This window comes from Mesorhizobium sp. M1142 (assembly GCF_040318565.1).
Classification (GTDB): Bacteria; Pseudomonadota; Alphaproteobacteria; order Rhizobiales; family Rhizobiaceae; genus Mesorhizobium.
Genome location: NZ_JAMYMK010000007.1, coordinates 196,357 through 213,245, shown reverse-complemented (window position 1 = coordinate 213,245; position 16,889 = coordinate 196,357). Strand labels below are relative to the sequence as shown.

The 16,889-nt window shown below is 63.0% G+C and carries 14 protein-coding genes and 2 tRNA genes; 10 read left to right on the top strand and 6 right to left on the bottom strand.

Annotated elements, in window-relative coordinates; all coding sequences use genetic code 11:
• Nucleotides 1–40: 40 nt before the first annotated feature.
• Entirely contained in the window at nt 41–904 is an 864-nt protein-coding gene (locus NKH42_RS14415) for a LysR family transcriptional regulator (RefSeq protein ID WP_352506453.1), read from the top strand.
• Between the two features lie 264 nt (nt 905–1,168).
• Here the strand turns inward: NKH42_RS14415 and NKH42_RS14410 are convergent, their stop codons facing one another.
• Nucleotides 1,169–4,546: an AsmA-like C-terminal region-containing protein gene (locus tag NKH42_RS14410; RefSeq protein WP_352506454.1), complete on the bottom strand. Its 3,378-nt coding sequence runs from the start codon at nt 4,544–4,546 to the stop codon at nt 1,169–1,171.
• A 96-nt stretch (nt 4,547–4,642) separates the two neighbouring features.
• Between NKH42_RS14410 and NKH42_RS14405 the strand changes: the two genes are divergently transcribed.
• The 8 genes from NKH42_RS14405 (at nt 4,643) to NKH42_RS14370 (ending at nt 12,260) form a co-directional block, all read left to right on the top strand.
• Nucleotides 4,643–5,110, top strand: a complete 468-nt coding sequence (locus NKH42_RS14405) for a peroxiredoxin (RefSeq protein ID WP_352974211.1) — start codon at nt 4,643–4,645, stop codon at nt 5,108–5,110.
• Nucleotides 5,111–5,248: 138 nt separating this feature from the next.
• The gene (locus NKH42_RS14400; protein WP_352974209.1) at nt 5,249–6,541 is read left to right on the top strand and encodes a M23 family metallopeptidase; all 1,293 of its coding nucleotides are present in this window, start codon (nt 5,249–5,251) and stop codon (nt 6,539–6,541) included.
• 133 nt (nt 6,542–6,674) lie between these two features.
• A complete protein-coding gene (locus tag NKH42_RS14395; RefSeq protein WP_352506457.1) occupies nt 6,675–7,841 on the top strand; it encodes an ROK family transcriptional regulator in 1,167 nt (388 codons plus the stop codon).
• Nucleotides 7,838–8,602: an ATP-binding cassette domain-containing protein gene (locus NKH42_RS14390; protein ID WP_254817614.1), complete on the top strand. Its 765-nt coding sequence runs from the start codon at nt 7,838–7,840 to the stop codon at nt 8,600–8,602. The genes NKH42_RS14395 and NKH42_RS14390 overlap by 4 nt, the downstream gene beginning before the upstream one ends.
• Before the next feature lie 39 nt (nt 8,603–8,641).
• On the top strand, nt 8,642–9,682 hold the full coding sequence (locus tag NKH42_RS14385) for a sugar ABC transporter substrate-binding protein (RefSeq protein WP_352506458.1): 1,041 nt from the start codon (nt 8,642–8,644) through the stop codon (nt 9,680–9,682).
• A gap of 162 nt (nt 9,683–9,844) precedes the next feature.
• Nucleotides 9,845–10,840, top strand: a complete 996-nt coding sequence (locus NKH42_RS14380; RefSeq protein WP_254817612.1) for an ABC transporter permease — start codon at nt 9,845–9,847, stop codon at nt 10,838–10,840.
• Nucleotides 10,837–11,607 carry an SDR family NAD(P)-dependent oxidoreductase gene (locus NKH42_RS14375; protein WP_352506459.1) on the top strand — a complete coding sequence of 257 codons (771 nt, stop codon included), beginning with the start codon at nt 10,837–10,839 and terminating at the stop codon, nt 11,605–11,607. Before NKH42_RS14380 ends, NKH42_RS14375 begins: the two co-directional genes overlap by 4 nt.
• Nucleotides 11,604–12,260 (top strand): GNAT family N-acetyltransferase, encoded by a 657-nt coding sequence (locus NKH42_RS14370; protein WP_352506460.1) that lies wholly within the window; start codon nt 11,604–11,606, stop codon nt 12,258–12,260. The genes NKH42_RS14375 and NKH42_RS14370 overlap by 4 nt, the downstream gene beginning before the upstream one ends.
• Nucleotides 12,261–12,461: 201 nt before the next feature.
• Here the strand turns inward: NKH42_RS14370 and NKH42_RS14365 are convergent, their stop codons facing one another.
• On the bottom strand, nt 12,462–12,788 hold the full coding sequence (locus tag NKH42_RS14365) for a hypothetical protein (RefSeq protein ID WP_254817609.1): 327 nt from the start codon (nt 12,786–12,788) through the stop codon (nt 12,462–12,464).
• Between the two features lie 737 nt (nt 12,789–13,525).
• Nucleotides 13,526–13,601, bottom strand: a tRNA-Val gene (locus NKH42_RS14360).
• A gap of 217 nt (nt 13,602–13,818) precedes the next feature.
• Here NKH42_RS14360 and NKH42_RS14355 point away from each other — a divergent pair.
• Nucleotides 13,819–13,895 (top strand) — tRNA-Asp (locus tag NKH42_RS14355).
• A 235-nt stretch (nt 13,896–14,130) separates the two neighbouring features.
• On the opposite strand, the gene rbsK is transcribed toward NKH42_RS14355, so the two are convergent.
• Genes rbsK through NKH42_RS14340 form a run of 3 tightly spaced genes read right to left on the bottom strand, consistent with a single transcriptional unit; the run spans nt 14,131 to nt 16,619 of the window.
• Nucleotides 14,131–15,072: a ribokinase gene (gene rbsK / locus NKH42_RS14350; protein WP_352506461.1), complete on the bottom strand. Its 942-nt coding sequence runs from the start codon at nt 15,070–15,072 to the stop codon at nt 14,131–14,133.
• A 4-nt stretch (nt 15,073–15,076) separates the two neighbouring features.
• Nucleotides 15,077–15,529: an RbsD/FucU family protein gene (locus NKH42_RS14345; protein ID WP_023674665.1), complete on the bottom strand. Its 453-nt coding sequence runs from the start codon at nt 15,527–15,529 to the stop codon at nt 15,077–15,079.
• A 31-nt stretch (nt 15,530–15,560) separates the two neighbouring features.
• The gene (locus NKH42_RS14340; RefSeq protein WP_352506462.1) at nt 15,561–16,619 is read right to left on the bottom strand and encodes an ABC transporter ATP-binding protein; all 1,059 of its coding nucleotides are present in this window, start codon (nt 16,617–16,619) and stop codon (nt 15,561–15,563) included.
• Between the last annotated feature and the right edge of the window lie 270 nt (nt 16,620–16,889).

Below are 16,889 nucleotides of genomic sequence, written 5' to 3'. Positions count from 1 at the left end.
AATTGAGATTATCGACGATATTAATCATGGATCAGAATATATGTTGGAATTGGTCCTGCTCAGGACGTTCGTCGCCGTGTTCGACGAAGGCGGCTTCAGTCGGGCAGGAGCGCGACTAAACCTTACGCAGTCGGCCGTCAGTGGGCACCTGCGCCGTCTCGAGGAGCAGGTCGGAAAGCCCTTACTCAACAGGACGACGCGCTCGCTGGAGATGACACCCGATGGCGAGCGCCTGCTCGCCTATGCCCGGGCGATGCTCGCCCTTAACCGGGATGCTTTGGCCGATCTGGCGCAGGCACCCTTTCACGGCAGGGTTCGCGTCGGCCTCTCGGAAGACTTCGCACAGGTCCCCATCCTTCGCGCCTTGCAGGCATTCGGCGCTGATCGCCCCGGATTGCAGGTCGAGGTGCAAGTCGGGATTCCGAGTGCGCTCCTCTCGAAGATGAAGGAGGGCAACATCGAACTGGTGCTCGGATCACAATGTGAGGGTGAGGAGATGGGGCGCCTCCTGTGGCGCGAGCCTCTTGTCTGGGCATGGGGGGATCGTACCGGCGTGAATCTTCCGGACCCGCTGCCGTTGGCGGTGTTGCCGGAACCTTGCCCCTACAGGGAAGTTGCTCTTGAACGGCTTGCCAAGGCCGGGATCAGCCAGCGCACGGTGATGATCTGCGCAAGCAACTCCAGCCTGAGGGCGGCTGCCATCTCAGGCTTTGCTGTAGCGCCGATGATCGCCAGTCAGCTGAGAAACGGCCTTGTCAGGGTACCCGAAAGCTACGGTCTGCCAGAGTTACCAGAAGCGGAGTTCAGGCTATTTGCCGCATCGAACGGCGATACCTCCGTCCTCGAAGAACTGGCGGAGGCCATCATGAATGCCGTTCCTCGAAGGCACGCTGGCGAGGACTGATCCTGAACTCGCACCGACGTCTGCTTTATGGCTAGTTCCGAATGTCCAGAAATGGCGCAACCGCGCGACCTCCATCATGGTCACAACAATGTCTGCTGTCAGGCAATGGTAACGGTCACCTCAATGGCCGAGATTGCGGCGGGAAGCGGCCATTTAAACCCGGGCTGACGTCAGTCGCCTTTGGATCATGGGCGTGAATTCGCGGGCGGACGAGCGGCCGCTTGAGATCAAAACTCGGTCGCTCGAGGTAATTGGGTTTTGACCTCACCGATACTCGAAGATCGACCTGAAGATCCCGGGCGCTATCACCGATAGCGGATTGACCTCCAGGTTGGGCTTGTTGGCGTTGCCCTTGAGCCTGTAGGTGACGCCGATCAGGCCGCGGTCGCGGCCGTTGCCGAGCAGCGCGCCTATCACCGGCAGTTCGCCGAAGATGCGGTTTACGCCGTAGGCCGGCATGAACGTGCCGGTCATGTCCATGTTGTTGTTCTGGTCGTAGAGCGTGCCCTGGAAGGTGGTGCCGATGCGCGGGCCGCGCAGCACGCCGTTGCGCAGCTTCAGATAGCCACTGCCCTTGTCGATCTCGCTGAAGCCGCGCTCGAATTTCACCCTCGACGTGTCGAGATTGCCCTTGACCGCCTCGTTGAGGCTGCGGCTGTCGCCGGCCGGCGTCGTCGACACGATCGAGGCGAGCTTCGGCTCGTTGACGACAACGAAATTCCTGGCGTCGACCTGGCCCTTCATCGGCCCGTCGCCGGCCCCGGTGAGCGCCAACGTGATCGAGCCGCCTTCCATATGCTCGTAGATGTTGAGGAAGCGCAGTATGGCGCCGGCGTCGGCCGACTTCATGTTGAGCGTTCGCAGGCCGCCGCCGGTCGTGTTGCTGACGGTGATCGCGGCTCCCGAACTTGCGGTGGCGCTCACCTTGAGCCCGTTCACTCTGGAGCCGGCGGCGCTGTAGTCGAGCTTCAGATTCGACAGCACCTCGTCGTGGAAGCCGGTCAGGGAGCTGACGTCGGCGCTGACCGAGATCGCATCGACGCCGGTGGTCTTCGTCGCGGTATCGACATCGGACGTGAATTGCTTGATCAGCGAGCGTGCGTCCAACGCGCTGCCGCTGACCTCGACCGCATAGGCCTTGCCCGACCGCTTCACCGAGACGGCGACGTCGTCGCCCCTGTTCAACGTGACCTTGCTGAACCGGGCCGAGGACAAGGCGCCGTTAATCAGCACGGCGCTGCCGTCGATGGAGAAGGTCTTGCCGTCGAGTTCGAAATTGGACAGCGTCGTGGTGTCGCCGGTCTTCGCCATGGCGAAGACGACCTTGGCGGGAATGCCGGGGCCCTTGCTCCAGCCGGCCCAGGGAATGTCCAGCCTGGCATTGGTCAGGTCGGCCGACACGTTCTGGTAGCCGGCGCCGCTCTTGTCGATTGCCACCTTGATGGTTCCGGAAAGCAGTGTCGACAGGCCAGGCATGGCGCTGGCGCGCGTCTTGTCGTCGAGCACCAGCGCTACTTTACGACTGCGCGGCGGACCGCCATCCCTCAGCGGCTCAATCAGGTCGAGCTCGGCCGGAATCCCGTTGAGCAGTGCCTTGGCCGAGATCACCGCCCGGTCGGGCGCGACCGTGATCGAGCCGTCGGCATGGCTGACCGTCTGGCCCTCGAACGGCTTGGCAAGCGACAGGTCCTTGTAGTCGAGCGCCACCAGCCAATCGAGTTTGGACGAGTCGACACCGGACTGCAGCGGAATATCAGCCTTGACGTGGCCGGTCACCGTGCCGGACAGGTCGTCCGGCAGCAGGCCGACATGGCGCATAGCGTTGATCGGATCAAACGATGCCAGTTCGGCGATTGCCGGCGCCTCGCCGGCGACATCGATGTCGAGCGCGCCGATCACCGGCGGATGGTTCGCCGCCTTGACGGTAAGCGTGCCGTTGCTTGCCGCCACGGTGCGGCCGCTCGGCATATAGACGCTACCCGACGACAGCGCGACGTCGACGTCGTTGCCGTGGAAGCCGACGACGCCGACGGCATCGCGGATCGGCGGAATGCGGCCGGCCGTGTCGAAGCGCGATCCTTCGACCTGGAAGCGGCCGAACACTTCATCGGCGGAAAGCGGCACGCCGTTGCCGAGCCGTCCGGGCACGACCTGGAATTGCAGGCTGCCATTGGCGACGCGGCCGCCGAACAGGTTCTTAAGCACCCACAGCCTGGCATTGCGCGCCGAAAACCACGGCCATAATTGCTTGACGTGCGAGACCGGCATGTCGTGGACATTGAGCGCCACCGATATGCCCGGCGCCTGGTTGGCGACGTATGAAACCGAAGCCGTGCCCAGCACTTCGCTGCCGGGTCCGGACCGGACGCCGATCTGCTCGGCGATCAGCTTTTGGCTCGTCGGCTGGTAGAGGCCGGCAATACGGGCGATGAAGCTGAGCGCCGGCTCCGGCGAATCCGAAGGCGCCAGGGTCGAACCGTCGCTGGTGAGGTCGTAACGATAGGATGGCTCCTCGCCGGCTGTGCCGGTAGCCGGCTTCGGCCCGATCGAACCGGCGAAATCGAAGGTCGAGCGGCCGGTTTTCAGCAGCAAACTGTCGACCTGGATCTTGTTCGACCCGGCGACGAGCGTCGCATCGAGATCGATATCGGCCGGAAGCAGGCCGCGCGAACCGAGATCGAGCACCGATCCGGTCAGCGACAGGGCAGCGGTCAGCCGCGAACCGTTGTCGCCGGTCCCTTCCGACCCCGCCAGCTTCAAGGCGATCGCGCCCAATTTGCCACCTGCTGCCGCAGCGTCGGCGTCCGCCGTCTGGATGCTGGCGTCCAGCATGGTGATGCGTCGCGTCGCCGGATCGCGGGTGGCGGAAGCGGCGATGGTGAGCGCCCTGCCGTCGACATCCGCGTCGGATGAAAACTCCATGCTTCCCGGTCCCGATTGCGAGACTGAGGCGTCGGCGATGGTGACCGACTCGACAGATCCGGTCTCGGGCAGTACCAGCTCGACGTTGCGCAGATCGATCTGGCGCATCGAATCCTCGCGCACCGCATCGAGCGCCCGGTTGAGGTTGGCGAAGACGGCGGCGGAAAGTTTTTCCGGATCGATGAGGCCGTCCTGGTTGCGCAGCTCCGCCGTCCAGTCACCGCCGGACGGCATTGCCGCCATGACGATGTGCGCGTCGGAAATCCGGGCGCTGGTCAGCCGCACCTCGCCCGAAAGCAACGGGATCAGCCGGATGCCAAAGCGGACCCGGCCGGCGTCGGCCATCGGTGTTCCGTCGGCGGTCTTGAGGCTGACGTCGCTGACCTGCAGCGCAATGAAGCTCGACCCGTCAAGCGTCAGCCGGGCCGGTCCGACGGCAACGTCGACATCGAAGCCGGCCAATTTCTCGATTGCCGTTTCGGCTTCCGCGCGAAGCCGCTCCGAGCCGAAGCCGGATACGCCGATCGCGTAGACGCCGGCGGCAGCCAGCAGCACAAGGGCGACGAGGCCGGCAAACAGCCGCGCCATCAAACGGACGCCGCGACCGATCGACGCCTGGCCGAGCGGCGGGACGCGGCACGCGGACGGAAAGGTTCCCAGGTCGGTGATCTCGTCACGCCTGAACCTGATCTTCTCGTGCTGCGGTAGCTCCTGATCCACGCAATCTTCCGTTGAGACGAATTCGATCGTGGACGAATCCTCGCTCGACATTATATCGGTGCAGCCTGGCGCGTAACTTCAAACAAGGGCATCGGTATGGCTGACCTCGACGTGGGCGATGTTGCGCCGCAATTCGATCTTCCGCGCGACGGCGGCGGTCCACTCAGCCTCGCCGCATTGCTGGGAAAACCCATCGTACTCTATTTCTACCCACAGGACGACACCACAAGCTGCACCAACGAGGCGATCGGCTTTTCGCAGTTGAAGCCAGAGTTCGAAAAGGCCGGCGCTGTCGTCATCGGGCTCTCGCCGGACAGCGCCAAGAAACACGACAAATTCAAGGCGAAGTACGATCTGAGCGTCGATCTTGTCGCCGACGAAGAGCGCAAAGTGATCGAGGCTTACCATTTGTGGGTGGAAAAGAAGCTCTACGGCCGCACCTATATGGGCGTCGAGCGGGCGACGTTCCTGATCGGCCGCGACGGACGCATCGCCAGGATCTGGCGCAACGTCCGCGTCAAGGGGCACGCCGAAGAGGTGCTGAACGCGATTCGCGCTCTTTGAGAGCTGCGCCAGGCCGCCGCAATGCGATACCCGTTTTGCGCGAAGACCTTTGCCTGTCGTTCGATCCGGCAAAACTTTGTTAACCCTAATAATGTGTAATCAGGCTCGTCGTTGGTGTCGTAACGAAAGCTTGGTCCCGTGAACGTAGCCAGTCAGTCAGCGGTCTTCGGCAGACGCAAAGAGCCCCACACGGTCATCATCGCCCGGGGCGACCAGATAAGGCATTTCACCATACACCCGTGGCTTGCGGCATTTTGCGGCTCGGCGCTAGCGGCGATCGTCATTGGCTACCTGCTGGCGACCTCTTATCTGGTGCTGCGCGACGATCTGATCGGCGCCACGACGGCGCGGCAGGCGCGCATGCAGCAGGCCTACGAAGACCGCATCTCGGCACTGCGCAGCCAGGTCGATCGCATCACCAGCCGCCAGCTACTCGATCAGCAGCTGATGGAAACCAAGGTCAGCGAGCTGCTGGAACGGCAGAGCCAGCTCAGCCTGCGTCACGGCCGCCTCGGGCCGATCCTCGCACGAGCCGAAAACGAGGTCGCAACGCCGCCCGTGCCGACGGCAAAGCCGGACGAACATGCCGACGCGACCGGCAGCATCCAGCCGATGGGCTATTCCGTCGCCAGCCTTGCCGCCCCCCTTGCCGCTCCTGTGGGCGTTGACGACACCAGGCCGTTCTCACTGTGGTCGACCCGCGCCGATCCGCTGCCGAGCGAAAGCGCGGCCGACCGGGCGGACAAGCTCTTCGTTTCGATCAACAACTCGCTGAAGGCCATCGAGAGCCAGCAGCTCACCCGCATCGCCACACTTGCCGACAATGCCTACAAAAGCGCCGACGCGATCTCGCAGGCGCTTGAGGCCGCCGGCCTGCTCGTCGATAGCGAATTCGAAAAGAGCGACGTCGGTGGCCCGCTGATACCACTCGACAGCTCGTTGGTCTTCGACAGCAAGGTCAAGGAGTTGGACGAGGCTCTTGACGCGCTGGACCATCTTAAAAAGGAAGCGCGGCGGCTGCCGCTCGCCAACCCCGCGCCCGGCCATAGCGTCACCAGCCCGTTCGGCGTGCGCACCGATCCCATCCTCGGCACGGCCGCCTTGCATTCCGGCATGGATTTCAGGGCGCCGGTCGGTATGCCGGCCAAGGTCACGGCAGCCGGCGTGGTCGTCAAGGCCGGCTGGAACGGCGGCTACGGCCGCATGATTGAGGTCGACCACGGCAACGGTTTTGTGACGCGTTACGGGCATCTCAGCGAAATCGACGTCGCCGTCGGACAGAAGCTCGATGCCGGAGACATCATCGGCAAGACCGGCAACAGCGGCCGCTCAACCGGCCCGCATCTGCATTACGAGGTCCGCCACAACGGCGAGGCAATCGATCCGCTACGGTTTCTGGCCATCGGCAAGAAGGTCGAGCGGTACCTCTAGGGAGCCGGGCTGCTCCCTTCGGGCTCGGCATGACGCCAGGTTCGCTCCGCACGGGGTGTCAATTTTATTTTTGAATTCCATTTGACTGAATAAATCTTCGGTGCCAGTCTGACCTCTCTCGAGGGCGCAAGGCATGGCACTGCGGGGAACCAATCAGGAGTTCGGGCGGCCGTATAATCGGCGCATCGTGCTCGAATCCATCCGCCTTCACGGACCGATTGCCCGCGGCGACATTGCAAGACGCGTCGGGCTCACCGTGCAGACGGTGTCGACCATCGTTCGCGAGCTGGAAGAGCACGGTTACGTGTTGTCGCTGCGCGAAGAGCCCAAGGGGCGCGGCCTGCCACCGGCGACGCTGCGCATCAATCCGGAAGGCGGCTATGCCGTCGGCATCCACGTCACCCCGCTGGGCATCAATGCCGCCCTGATCAACCTAAGCGGCGATGTTATCGAGAGCACCTACCGCGAAGCCCCAAATGCAACGCCCGACCACGCTTTCGACCTGATCGGCGCCATGGTGCTCGAATTGACGGCATTGCGGCCCGGTGGCCGCGTTCTCGGCATCGGCATGGCGCTGCCCGGACCGTTCGGCGTGGAGTCCATGAGCTTTGTGGGGCCGACCACCATGACCGGCTGGAAGGATGTGGCGCTGCGCGAGCGGCTGGCCGCCTCAACCGGGCTGCCGGCCTTTTTCGAAACCGACATGGCGGCGGCGGCTATCGGCGAGCGCCTCTACGGCCTCGGGACGGCATATTCCGAATATTACTATCTCTATTTCGGTGTCGGCCTCGGCGGCGTCATGGTGCATGATGGGGCCGCATTGCGCGGCGCCTGGGGAAATGCCGGCGAGATCGGCCACATTCCTGCTGTGCCGGGCGGCGAGCCGTGCCCGTGCGGCAATCGCGGCTGCCTCGAACGGTATCTCTCGCTCGAGGCGCTGCGGCGCCGCAAAATCGCCGACGCCGAGTGGGTGAGCGAGATTGCGCCGATATTCCGCAACGCCGTCACCATCATCGAAAACCTGTTCGACCCCGAAACCATCATCCTCGGCGGGCTGGCGTCCACCGACCTGCTCGAAAGGCTTGCCGGCGCGGCCGCGCACCTGCCCAATTCGGTCTCGGCGCGAAGCGATCGCACGACGCCCCGCGTCAGCGTCGCACGCGGCGGCCAGCATGCGGTGTTGCGCGGCGCCGCCGCACTTGCCGTTTCGGGGGTGCTTTCGCCGCGCTTCGGCCAGATCTTCACCGCCGAACGCGAACGCGGTCGGGATCTCTTGCATAACAAGGGGATCGCGGCATGAGTGAACCGCTGCTGGTGCTCGACAACGTCGCCAAGAATTACGGCGCCATCGAAGCGCTGAAAGGCATCAGCTTTTCGATCGGCAAGGGCGAAGTGGTGGCGCTTCTGGGCGACAACGGCGCCGGCAAATCGACGCTGGTCAAGATCATTGCCGGCGGCCTCGAGCCGACCTCCGGCCGCATGCTGTTCGAAGGCAAGGAATTCCTGGCCAAATCTCCCGCCGAGGCCAAAGCCGCTGGGATCGAGACGGTCTACCAGGACCTGTCGCTTTGCACCAACGTCGACGTGGTCGCCAATTTCTTCATGGGCCGCGAGATCACCAGGAAGGTTCTCGGCATTCCGGTACTCGACGAGCGCGCGATGGAGCAGGTGGTACAAAGGGCACTGGCCAGCGCCGGCACCCGCATTCCCTCGCTTCGCACCAATGTCGAGCATCTTTCCGGCGGCCAGCGGCAGGCCATCGAGCTCAATCGGTTCGTGCATTTTGGCGGCAAGCTGGTGCTTCTCGACGAGCCGTTCGCGGCGCTCGGCGTCGAGCAGACGCGGCGCGGCCTCGACATGATCCGCCAGGTGGCGAGCCAGGGCATCGGCGTCGTCATCATCACCCATATCATGCAACAGGCCTTCCAGGTCGCCGACCGGATCGTGGTGATCCGGCAAGGTGTCGTGGCTGGCGACGTCGCACGCAACAAAACAAGTCCCGACGCGGTGATCAACATGATCACCGGAGAGACGCTCGCCGGTGCCGGACCGGCGAACTGAGGGACAAATGAGGGGTCCGGCGCAAGAGGAGCGAACGACATGAAGAAAATACTTCTTTCCGTCTTCGGTATCCTGGCACTGGCCTTTGCCACGCTCACGCCGGCATTCGCTCAGTCGAAGGGCACCGTCTACTACATGGTGCCGACATTGCTCGATGAGTTCCAGACCGGCTCGGTGAGCGCGCTGGAACTGTTCCTGAAGCAGGTCGGTTACGAGATGAAGACGCTGAACGCCGACAACAAGACCGACGCGCAGCAATCGCAGATGAACGACGTCATCGCGCTGAAGCCGGCGGCGATCATCCTTGCCGCCGTCGATTTCAATGCGCTGAAGCCGTCGGTCGAGGCGGCCCGTGCCGCCGGCATCCCGGTCGTCGAGTTCGACCGCCAGATAACCTCGACCCCGTCCGACTTCACCTCGGTGGCCGGAACCGTCGAGATCGGCTACGTCGCTGCCGATCAGGCGCAAAAGCTCCTGACCGCGAAGAACGGCTCGGTGAAGGGCAAGATCCTGCAGGTGCTCGGCGATCCGGGCGACCCCTACACGCTCGACATTCAGAAGGGTTTCGAGGAGAAGATGAAGGCGTTCCCGGACGTCAAGATCATCTCGCTGCCGGCCATGCAATGGGAGGCCAGTAACGCGGGCACCATCGTTGCCGACCAGATGCTCGCCAACCCCGACATCGACCTGATCTTCAGCCACGCCGCGCATCTTTCGGTCGCCGCCGTCGCCTCGCTCGAGGCCGCCGGCAAGAAACCGGGCGACGTCATGCTGATGAGCTCGAACGGCGCTCCGGTCGGCCTCGACCTGATCCGCAAGGGCTGGCTCAATGTCGAAGTCGAGCAGCCGCTCTACGCTCAGGCTGCGGCGGTCGCGATGTTCATGGACAAGGTGGTCAGCAAGCAGGAGATCAAGCCAGGCGAATATGATGTGCTTGGCCTGAAATCGACCCTGACCAAGGAAGCGTGGGGGCCGAACATCAAGATCCCCGGCGCTGCGATCACCAAGGAAAACGTCGATAACCCGGCCTTCTGGGGCAACATGAAGCCGCCGACCGAAACCATAAAGCCGGTCGAATAGCGAACTCACCAGAAGCTCCGGGCCATGCCGGCCCGGAGCCCAGCCCTGCAGCCACGGTGCGTTCGAACGGACGCGCACGGGAATGCTGCAGCAATTTGCAACCGCGCCTGATAGTCCGAAAACCGGGTGGTTTTTCGGGGTCGGCGCCAACCGGATCCTGAGATGAACCCCCGCACGCGCCAAACCCTCGAGTTCATCCTCGACAATCTCGTCTGGTTCATGCTGGTCTTCGTGCTGGTGGTCTTTTCCATCCTTATCCCGAACTATTTTCAGCTCGGCATCTTCGCCAACATCATCGAGGCGTCGAGCGTGCTCGGCGTCATGTCGATCGGCTTGGCGCTGGTCATCATCGCCGGCCATATGGACCTGTCTGTCGAATCGGTGGCGGCGCTCAGCGCCATGGCGGTCGGCATTCTGTTCTGCTCGTCGGGCATCGGCCTTGGCATCCAGTTGCAGCCGCAATGGCTGATGGTTCCGGTTTCGCTGCTCATCGCCCTTGCCGTCGGCGGCCTCATCGGCGTCATCAACGGCTACCTGGTGGTCAAGGTGAAGATGAGTGCCTTCATCATCACGCTGGCCTCCTACATCTGGGTGCGCGGCCTGGTGCTGGTCATTTCCGGCGGCCGCTCGGCACAGGACCTTGCGCCGGCAATCCGCTGGTTCGCCATCCAGCGCCTGGGCGGCCTGCCGCTGACCGCCTGGATCGCCATCGCCTGTTTCATCGTCTTCTCGCTGATCATGGCCAAGACGCCCTTCGGCCGGCACCTGGTCATGATCGGCGGCAACGAGACGGCGACCTTTCGCGCCGGCATCCGCGTCAACCGCAACCTGGTCATAGCCTTCGTTCTCGCCGGCGCCATTGCCGGTCTTGCTGGCTGGCTGCTGGCAATCCGCACCTCCGGTGCAACCGCCAATCTCGGCGTCGGCCTGTTGTTCAATGCCTTCGCCGCGGTCGTCATCGGCGGCGTCAGCCTGAAGGGCGGCGTCGGCACCTTGCCCGGCGTCTATGCCGGCGTGCTGCTGCTCTCGGCCATCAACACGGCGATCAATTTGATGGGCCTGCCGGCCAACTTCACCCAGGTGATCCACGGCCTTCTGGTGCTCGCCGCCGTGCTGCTCGACGCATTCAAGCAGACCATTCGCCAGAGGCTGGCATGACCGGCCGTCTGGAAGATAAGGTCGCGCTGATCGTCGGAAGCGCACGCGGGATCGGCAAGGCGATCGCACAGCGCTTTGCCGAGGAGGGCGCGAAGCTGGTCCTGGCCGATACCGAGGTTGAGGCCGGGCAAGCGACTGCGGACGAGCTTGGCGCCGCCTTCATTCGCACCGACATCTCGCAGATGGCCGATGCCGAGGCTGCTGTTGCACTGGCGCTCGACCGTCACGGCCGGCTCGACATCATGGTGCAGAATGCCGGAATCTATCCTTGGCAATTGCTGGAAAACACGAGTCCCGACGATTGGGATCGGGTCATGGCGGTGAACTTGCGTGGCAGCTTCATCGCCGCACGCGCGGCGCTGGTGCCGATGAAGGCACAGCATTTTGGCCGCATGCTGTTCACCTCCTCCATCACCGGCCCGCACGTCACCAGCCCCGGTCATGGCCACTATTCGGCGACCAAGGCCGGTATCAACGGCCTCATCCGTTCGGCGGCTCTCGAATTCTCGACGTACGGCATCACCGTGAACGGCGTCGAGCCCGGCAACATCCTCACCGAAGGCATAGAGCAGCATCGCGGTACGGCCTTCATCAAGAACATGGAAGACGCCATCCCGCTCGGCCGTCTCGGCAGCCCACGCGATGTGGCCAATGCCTTCCTGTTCCTAGCCTCAGATGACGCCGACTACATCACCGGCACGACCATCATCGTCGACGGCGGGCAGCTTTTGCCTGAGGGCAAGGATTTCCGGCTGCTGCCGCCATGATCCTCGATTTCGGCGGCGGTTTCTTCCTGCGCCGGGCGACCGCCGCCGATCATCCGGCACTTGCGATGATCTGTCTCAAGACCGGCGATGCCGGCAAGGAGGCCAGCTGCCGAGAGGACGACCCGGACCTGCTCGGCCTGCTCTACACCATTCCCTACCAGGCCCTCGAACCCGATCTGGCCTTTATTATCGATAGCCCGACAGGTGCGGCCGGCTATCTGCTTGGCGCAGCCGAAACAGCCGCTTTCAATGCCAGCCTGGCATCAGACTGGTACCCGGAGCTGCAGCGGCGCGTTGCAGCCCCGGGACCCGACAGCTCACGCTGGCGTGGCAGCGATTGGGCGCGGCACCGGGTCCATCATCCCGATTTCGCTGTTTCGCCTGCGCTGGCGGCCTACCCGTCGCATGGCCATATCGACCTGTTGCCGCAAGCGCGCGGGAAAGGCATCGGCAGGCGCGCGATGGCCTTCCTCGAGCAGCGCCTTGCCGCGAGCGGCTCGACCGGCATTCACCTCGAAGTCATGCCGGAGAACGATGGTGCGCTGAAGTTCTATAAGGCGATTGGATTTGAGGTGGTGCAGGACGCTGATTCATCGAAGCGTTGTGTTTATGTGGCGAAACTGATTGCTCACGCTCCGGCGAGTGCAGGCTGATCTGCGACAAGCCAATCGCCCAAGTTGCAAAGAACCGGGAGGCCGATGGAAGTACAATGCTGCCGTTCTGCAGCAGCCAGTTGCCCCGTGTGAACACCTTTGCCGCGGGAACGAAACCTTCCTCGGGTGGTCCACCGCAGACACGAAAGTTACCAGCATCAACACAGTGCGGGGCTAATTCGAGTGTTGGCGGAGCGGCTACTAGTTCACTGTGGGCGGCAGGGGAACATTCGCGACCGTTTCCCCGGCCACGATCGAGAACACATAAAGCAGATAGATCGCTAACACCAACAGCGCGAGGAATGAGCCGCTGGCCAAGATTCCCGCAATCGTGGCGCGGCGATACGGTTCGCCTTTTTCCTTCTTGAAGGTGTCTTCTGCGCTACGGGTTGTCTCCACAACCCGTTCGCCCGGAAGCCGGTTTCCTTCGGCCTCCTTAGATATCTTATCGGCGAGATCTCCTGCGATCACCGCATCATCCGGAAGATGACTCGCAAGCCATCCAGGAATATTTTCGCGCCCACCCATGCCCATGTGCAGTAAGATTTTAGCTTTCTTTTGTGCTCCCTTAAATTACTGTAAGCTTTAACTTTCGGCAATCGTTTGCCACCCAGGGAGCCAGCAGATCAGACTTAGGTCCCACGGGAAAGACAGTTCGATCAGACCAAAGTCCTACTGTCTATGCGCTCACCCCGGACCGCGAAGCGTTTGGGAGCGGAGATACCGCAACAATCACGAAACCGCCAGTTGCGTCGATTGCTGGTTTGTTTGCCGGGACAACTCAGTATCTAAGGGTCCATGTGCACTGCGGCGGGACCTTACCGTCGACCGACCACGTGCCTGTTAGCCAATCTCGATACCATCACTCTCGAGAGGCCTGCCCTGGCTCTGCGACCTCTTCAGCAGTGAATGTGACGCCTCGATCAGCCGACGCGATAGGGCGATCGTGTAGCGAAGCTCTTCAATCAGCGCGGTTCCGTGTTCAGTGGCCTGACGAGCACGTGCTACTTGGTTATTGTCGGGCTTCCGAGGGAATTCTTTCACGCTCCGACCTCCAAACCATGCCGACATTATCGCGAAGACCAGTGCCTGGCAACGAAGAAGCCCGCCGCCTCTTTCCGATGCGGCGGGGCGATCAAGGAGAAATGATAAGATGCCAGATAGTTGCGTCTACCAACCGCCAGTTGGACGATTCTCCGACGGTGCAGGCGTGTGAACCGGACATTGCAAAAAGACAATGCCTGAATGAACACGTCGATGGAAAGTGGTGGGCGATGACGGGCTCGAACCGCCGACATCTTCGGTGTAAACGAAGCGCTCTACCAACTGAGCTAATCGCCCGCTCCGGGCCGGACCTTTAAGCAGTTAGGACCGGCTTCGCAAGGCCAAATGAACGGCGAGTGGCTTGGCCGGGAGTCGGTTTCGGCAACAAAGTTCGGCTTGTCAAAAAACCTTCTCCTGTTTGCTGTTATGCTGTCCGGGTCCGCTTGACACCCGGTGGCTTACCCCTTATCCACCGCCCCAACGACGAACACGGCTGACACGTGCTCGTCCATGCGCGGGTGTAGCTCAGTTGGTTAGAGTGCCGGCCTGTCACGCCGGAGGTCGCGGGTTCGAGCCCCGTCACTCGCGCCATTTCTCCTTAGGGCCACGTGCCCTTGATGTCGGAGAAATGTCGACGTTGATTTGTCAAAAATCATCTTCTTTCGTGACCCAGTCCAGGTCCATTCCTTTCGAATTCTGGCATTGATCCTCATCCATCGACCTGCCCGCCTGTTTGTGGTCAAGCCAGAAGACAATAGCTTCTCGGACAAGAGCCGGGTCTAACCCATTCGCTCCCGCTCACAGTCTCATCCCGCAGCGCCGGGCTTCACCCCTTGGCGAGCAGTGCCTCGACTTCCTGCAGCGTCGGCATGGACGGCGCGGTGCCCGGGCGCGTGACCGAGATGCCGGCGACGGCGCAGGCGAAGCGCACCGCCTGCAGGGGTTCGATCCCGCTCGACAGCGCGGCGGCCAGGCCGCCATTGAAGGCGTCGCCCGCCCCGGTGGTCTCGATGACCGGGCCGGCGGCGACCGCTGCGACATGCTCGGAACGGTCGGCCGTGTGCAGCAGCGCGCCCTTTTCGCCGAGCGTCACGACGACAGCGCCCACGCCCTTCTCAAGCAGGCTGTCGGCGGCACGGCGGGCATCGTCGATGGAGGACACCTTGATGCCGGTCAGTTCCTCGGCCTCAGTCTCGTTCGGCGTCACATAGTCGCAAAGTGTATAGATGCGGTCCGGAAGCTTGGCCGCCGGCGCCGGGTTGAGAATGGTGGTCACCCCTGCCCCGCGCGCGATCTCCAGCGCCCGCATCGCCGCCTCGATCGGCTGCTCAAGCTGGGTGACGAAGACGCCGGCCGCGCGGATCAGGCCGGCATTTGCCTCGATATCGGCGGGCGTGATCAGCATCGCCGCACCGGGGCTGACGATGATCGCGTTGTTGCCGCTCGTCTCCTCGATGAAGATATAGGCGGCACCGGTGTAGCTTTCCGGCGTGTCGATGACGGCGCTCTTCACTCCGGCCTGCGACCAGGTCTGTCTCGCCATATCGGCAAAGGGGTCAGCCCCGAGGCGGGTCAGGAAGGTGACATCGGCACCGAGCCGGCCGGCTGCCACCGCCTGGTTCGAGCCCTTGCCGCCGGGGCCGAGCGTGAAGGACGTGCCCAGGATCGTCTCGCCCATCCGCGGCTGGCGGGCGGCGCGGTAGGCCGTGTCGGCGACGAAGACGCCCAATATGACAACCGGCTTCATGACGATCGGTTTCGCCGGCATGCCCCTACTCCGCATCCGGTGGCACGACGCCCTTGCGGAAGGCAAAACAGCCATAGAAGCGGCGCTCGCCGGTCTGGATGACGCAATAGGCCTTCTTGGCGCGTTCGTAGAAGGCGTAGCGCTCGACCGAGATCATCGGCCAGGCCTTGCCCTCGGCGGCATCGATCTCTTTTTGCACTTCCTGCTGCACGGCGGGAATGTCGTCCGGCTTGCCGACGATCTCCATGCGCGCGGCCGCGTCGTCGACGAAGGTGTCCAGCGGATAGAGCGAAAGCACCGCCTTGACCACGTCGGCCGCCGACGCATCGATGCGCAGCAGCCGGCCAAGCACGGTCTGGCGCGCCACCGAATCGGACGGGAAATTGGTGTCGGCGATAATCAGATCGTCGCCGTGGCCCATCGCCCGCAGCGCCTGCAGCACATCGGCATTGAGCAGGGGATTGATTCCTTTGAGCATGGTATTCCTCGCGAAGTTTGCTGGGGCGAAATCAAAGACGCTTGCCGGTCTCTGCGTCGAAGAGATGCACCTGGTCGAGCCGCGGTTTCAGCTGCAGTGTGTCGCCCGGCTTGAAGTCGTGGCGCTCACGGAACAGCGCCACCATCTCGCCCTCGCCGAAGCGCAGGAACACCAACGTCTCGGAACCGGTCGGCTCGACCACCGAAATCTTCGCCGAAACACCATCTGGATGGATTTCGAGGTGCTCGGGCCGCACGCCGTAGACGACATTGCGGCCATCTTCCACGGCACTCTTGGCAGCAATCGGGAACGGCGTCCCGGCGATCTCGACGACGGGCTTGTCGCCCTTGCGCACGACGCCCTTGAGCAGGTTCATCGAGGGCGAGCCGATGAAGCCGGCGACAAACAGGTTGGCCGGCCGGTCGAACAATTCCAGCGGCGCGCCGACCTGCTCGATGCGACCGTCGCGCATCACCACGATCTTGTCGGCCATGGTCATGGCCTCGATCTGGTCGTGGGTGACGTAGATGGTGGTGGTCTTCAGTCGTTGGTGCAGTTCCTTTATCTCCGTGCGCATCTGGACACGCAGCTTGGCATCGAGATTGGAGAGCGGCTCGTCGAACAGGAACACCTGCGGGTTGCGCACGATGGCGCGGCCCATGGCGACGCGCTGGCGCTGGCCGCCCGAGAGCTGGCGCGGATAGCGCTTGAGGTAGGGATTGAGGTCGAGGATGTCGGCGGCCCGCTTGACCCGCTCAGTGACCACCGCCGGGTCGGTTTTGCGCAGCTTGAGAGCGAAGGCCATGTTCTGCTCGACCGTCTTGTGCGGATAGAGCGCGTAGTTCTGGAACACCATGGCAATGTCGCGCTTGGCCGGCGGCAAATGGTTGACGACGCGCTCGCCGATGGCGATGGTGCCGCCGGAGACCGTTTCCAGCCCCGCTACCATCCTCAGCAACGTGGACTTGCCGCAACCGGAAGGCCCGACCAGCACCACGAACTGCCCGTCGGCGATGTCGACGCTGACATCGTGCAGAACCTTGACGGTTCCGAACGCCTTGGCCACATTGCGGATCGCGACTTGAGCCATCATTCCCCCTTTGGTTGCCGTGAAGCTAAACAACGCAAACGGCGAGGGCAAGTCGGTCTCTTATAGATAAAAAACCCATTCACGTTGACACCGCACTTCGTTGTGCGAATAGTGACAGTGTCCGGCTTATGACCCTGTTCCGGGCGCACCGGTACGCTTGTCCGGGACTGAATGCCAAGCGTCGCGGGAGGGAGAATTCGGGCCGCTATTTACGGGAGTCGCTGTCGTTGGGGAACATAATCGGCGCTCCATCATCTGAACCAAATTCAC

Coding starts and splice junctions, on each gene's coding strand:
- NKH42_RS14415 (WP_352506453.1), top strand. CDS start 41: ATGTTGGAATTGGTCCTGCTCAGGACGTTCGTCGCCGTGTTCGACGAA.
- NKH42_RS14405 (WP_352974211.1), top strand. CDS start 4,643: ATGGCTGACCTCGACGTGGGCGATGTTGCGCCGCAATTCGATCTTCCG.
- NKH42_RS14395 (WP_352506457.1), top strand. CDS start 6,675: ATGGCACTGCGGGGAACCAATCAGGAGTTCGGGCGGCCGTATAATCGG.
- NKH42_RS14390 (WP_254817614.1), top strand. CDS start 7,838: ATGAGTGAACCGCTGCTGGTGCTCGACAACGTCGCCAAGAATTACGGC.
- NKH42_RS14385 (WP_352506458.1), top strand. CDS start 8,642: ATGAAGAAAATACTTCTTTCCGTCTTCGGTATCCTGGCACTGGCCTTT.
- NKH42_RS14380 (WP_254817612.1), top strand. CDS start 9,845: ATGAACCCCCGCACGCGCCAAACCCTCGAGTTCATCCTCGACAATCTC.
- NKH42_RS14375 (WP_352506459.1), top strand. CDS start 10,837: ATGACCGGCCGTCTGGAAGATAAGGTCGCGCTGATCGTCGGAAGCGCA.
- NKH42_RS14370 (WP_352506460.1), top strand. CDS start 11,604: ATGATCCTCGATTTCGGCGGCGGTTTCTTCCTGCGCCGGGCGACCGCC.
- NKH42_RS14365 (WP_254817609.1), bottom strand. CDS start 12,788: ATGGGTGGGCGCGAAAATATTCCTGGATGGCTTGCGAGTCATCTTCCG.
- rbsK (WP_352506461.1), bottom strand. CDS start 15,072: ATGCCGGCGAAACCGATCGTCATGAAGCCGGTTGTCATATTGGGCGTC.
- NKH42_RS14345 (WP_023674665.1), bottom strand. CDS start 15,529: ATGCTCAAAGGAATCAATCCCCTGCTCAATGCCGATGTGCTGCAGGCG.
- NKH42_RS14340 (WP_352506462.1), bottom strand. CDS start 16,619: ATGGCTCAAGTCGCGATCCGCAATGTGGCCAAGGCGTTCGGAACCGTC.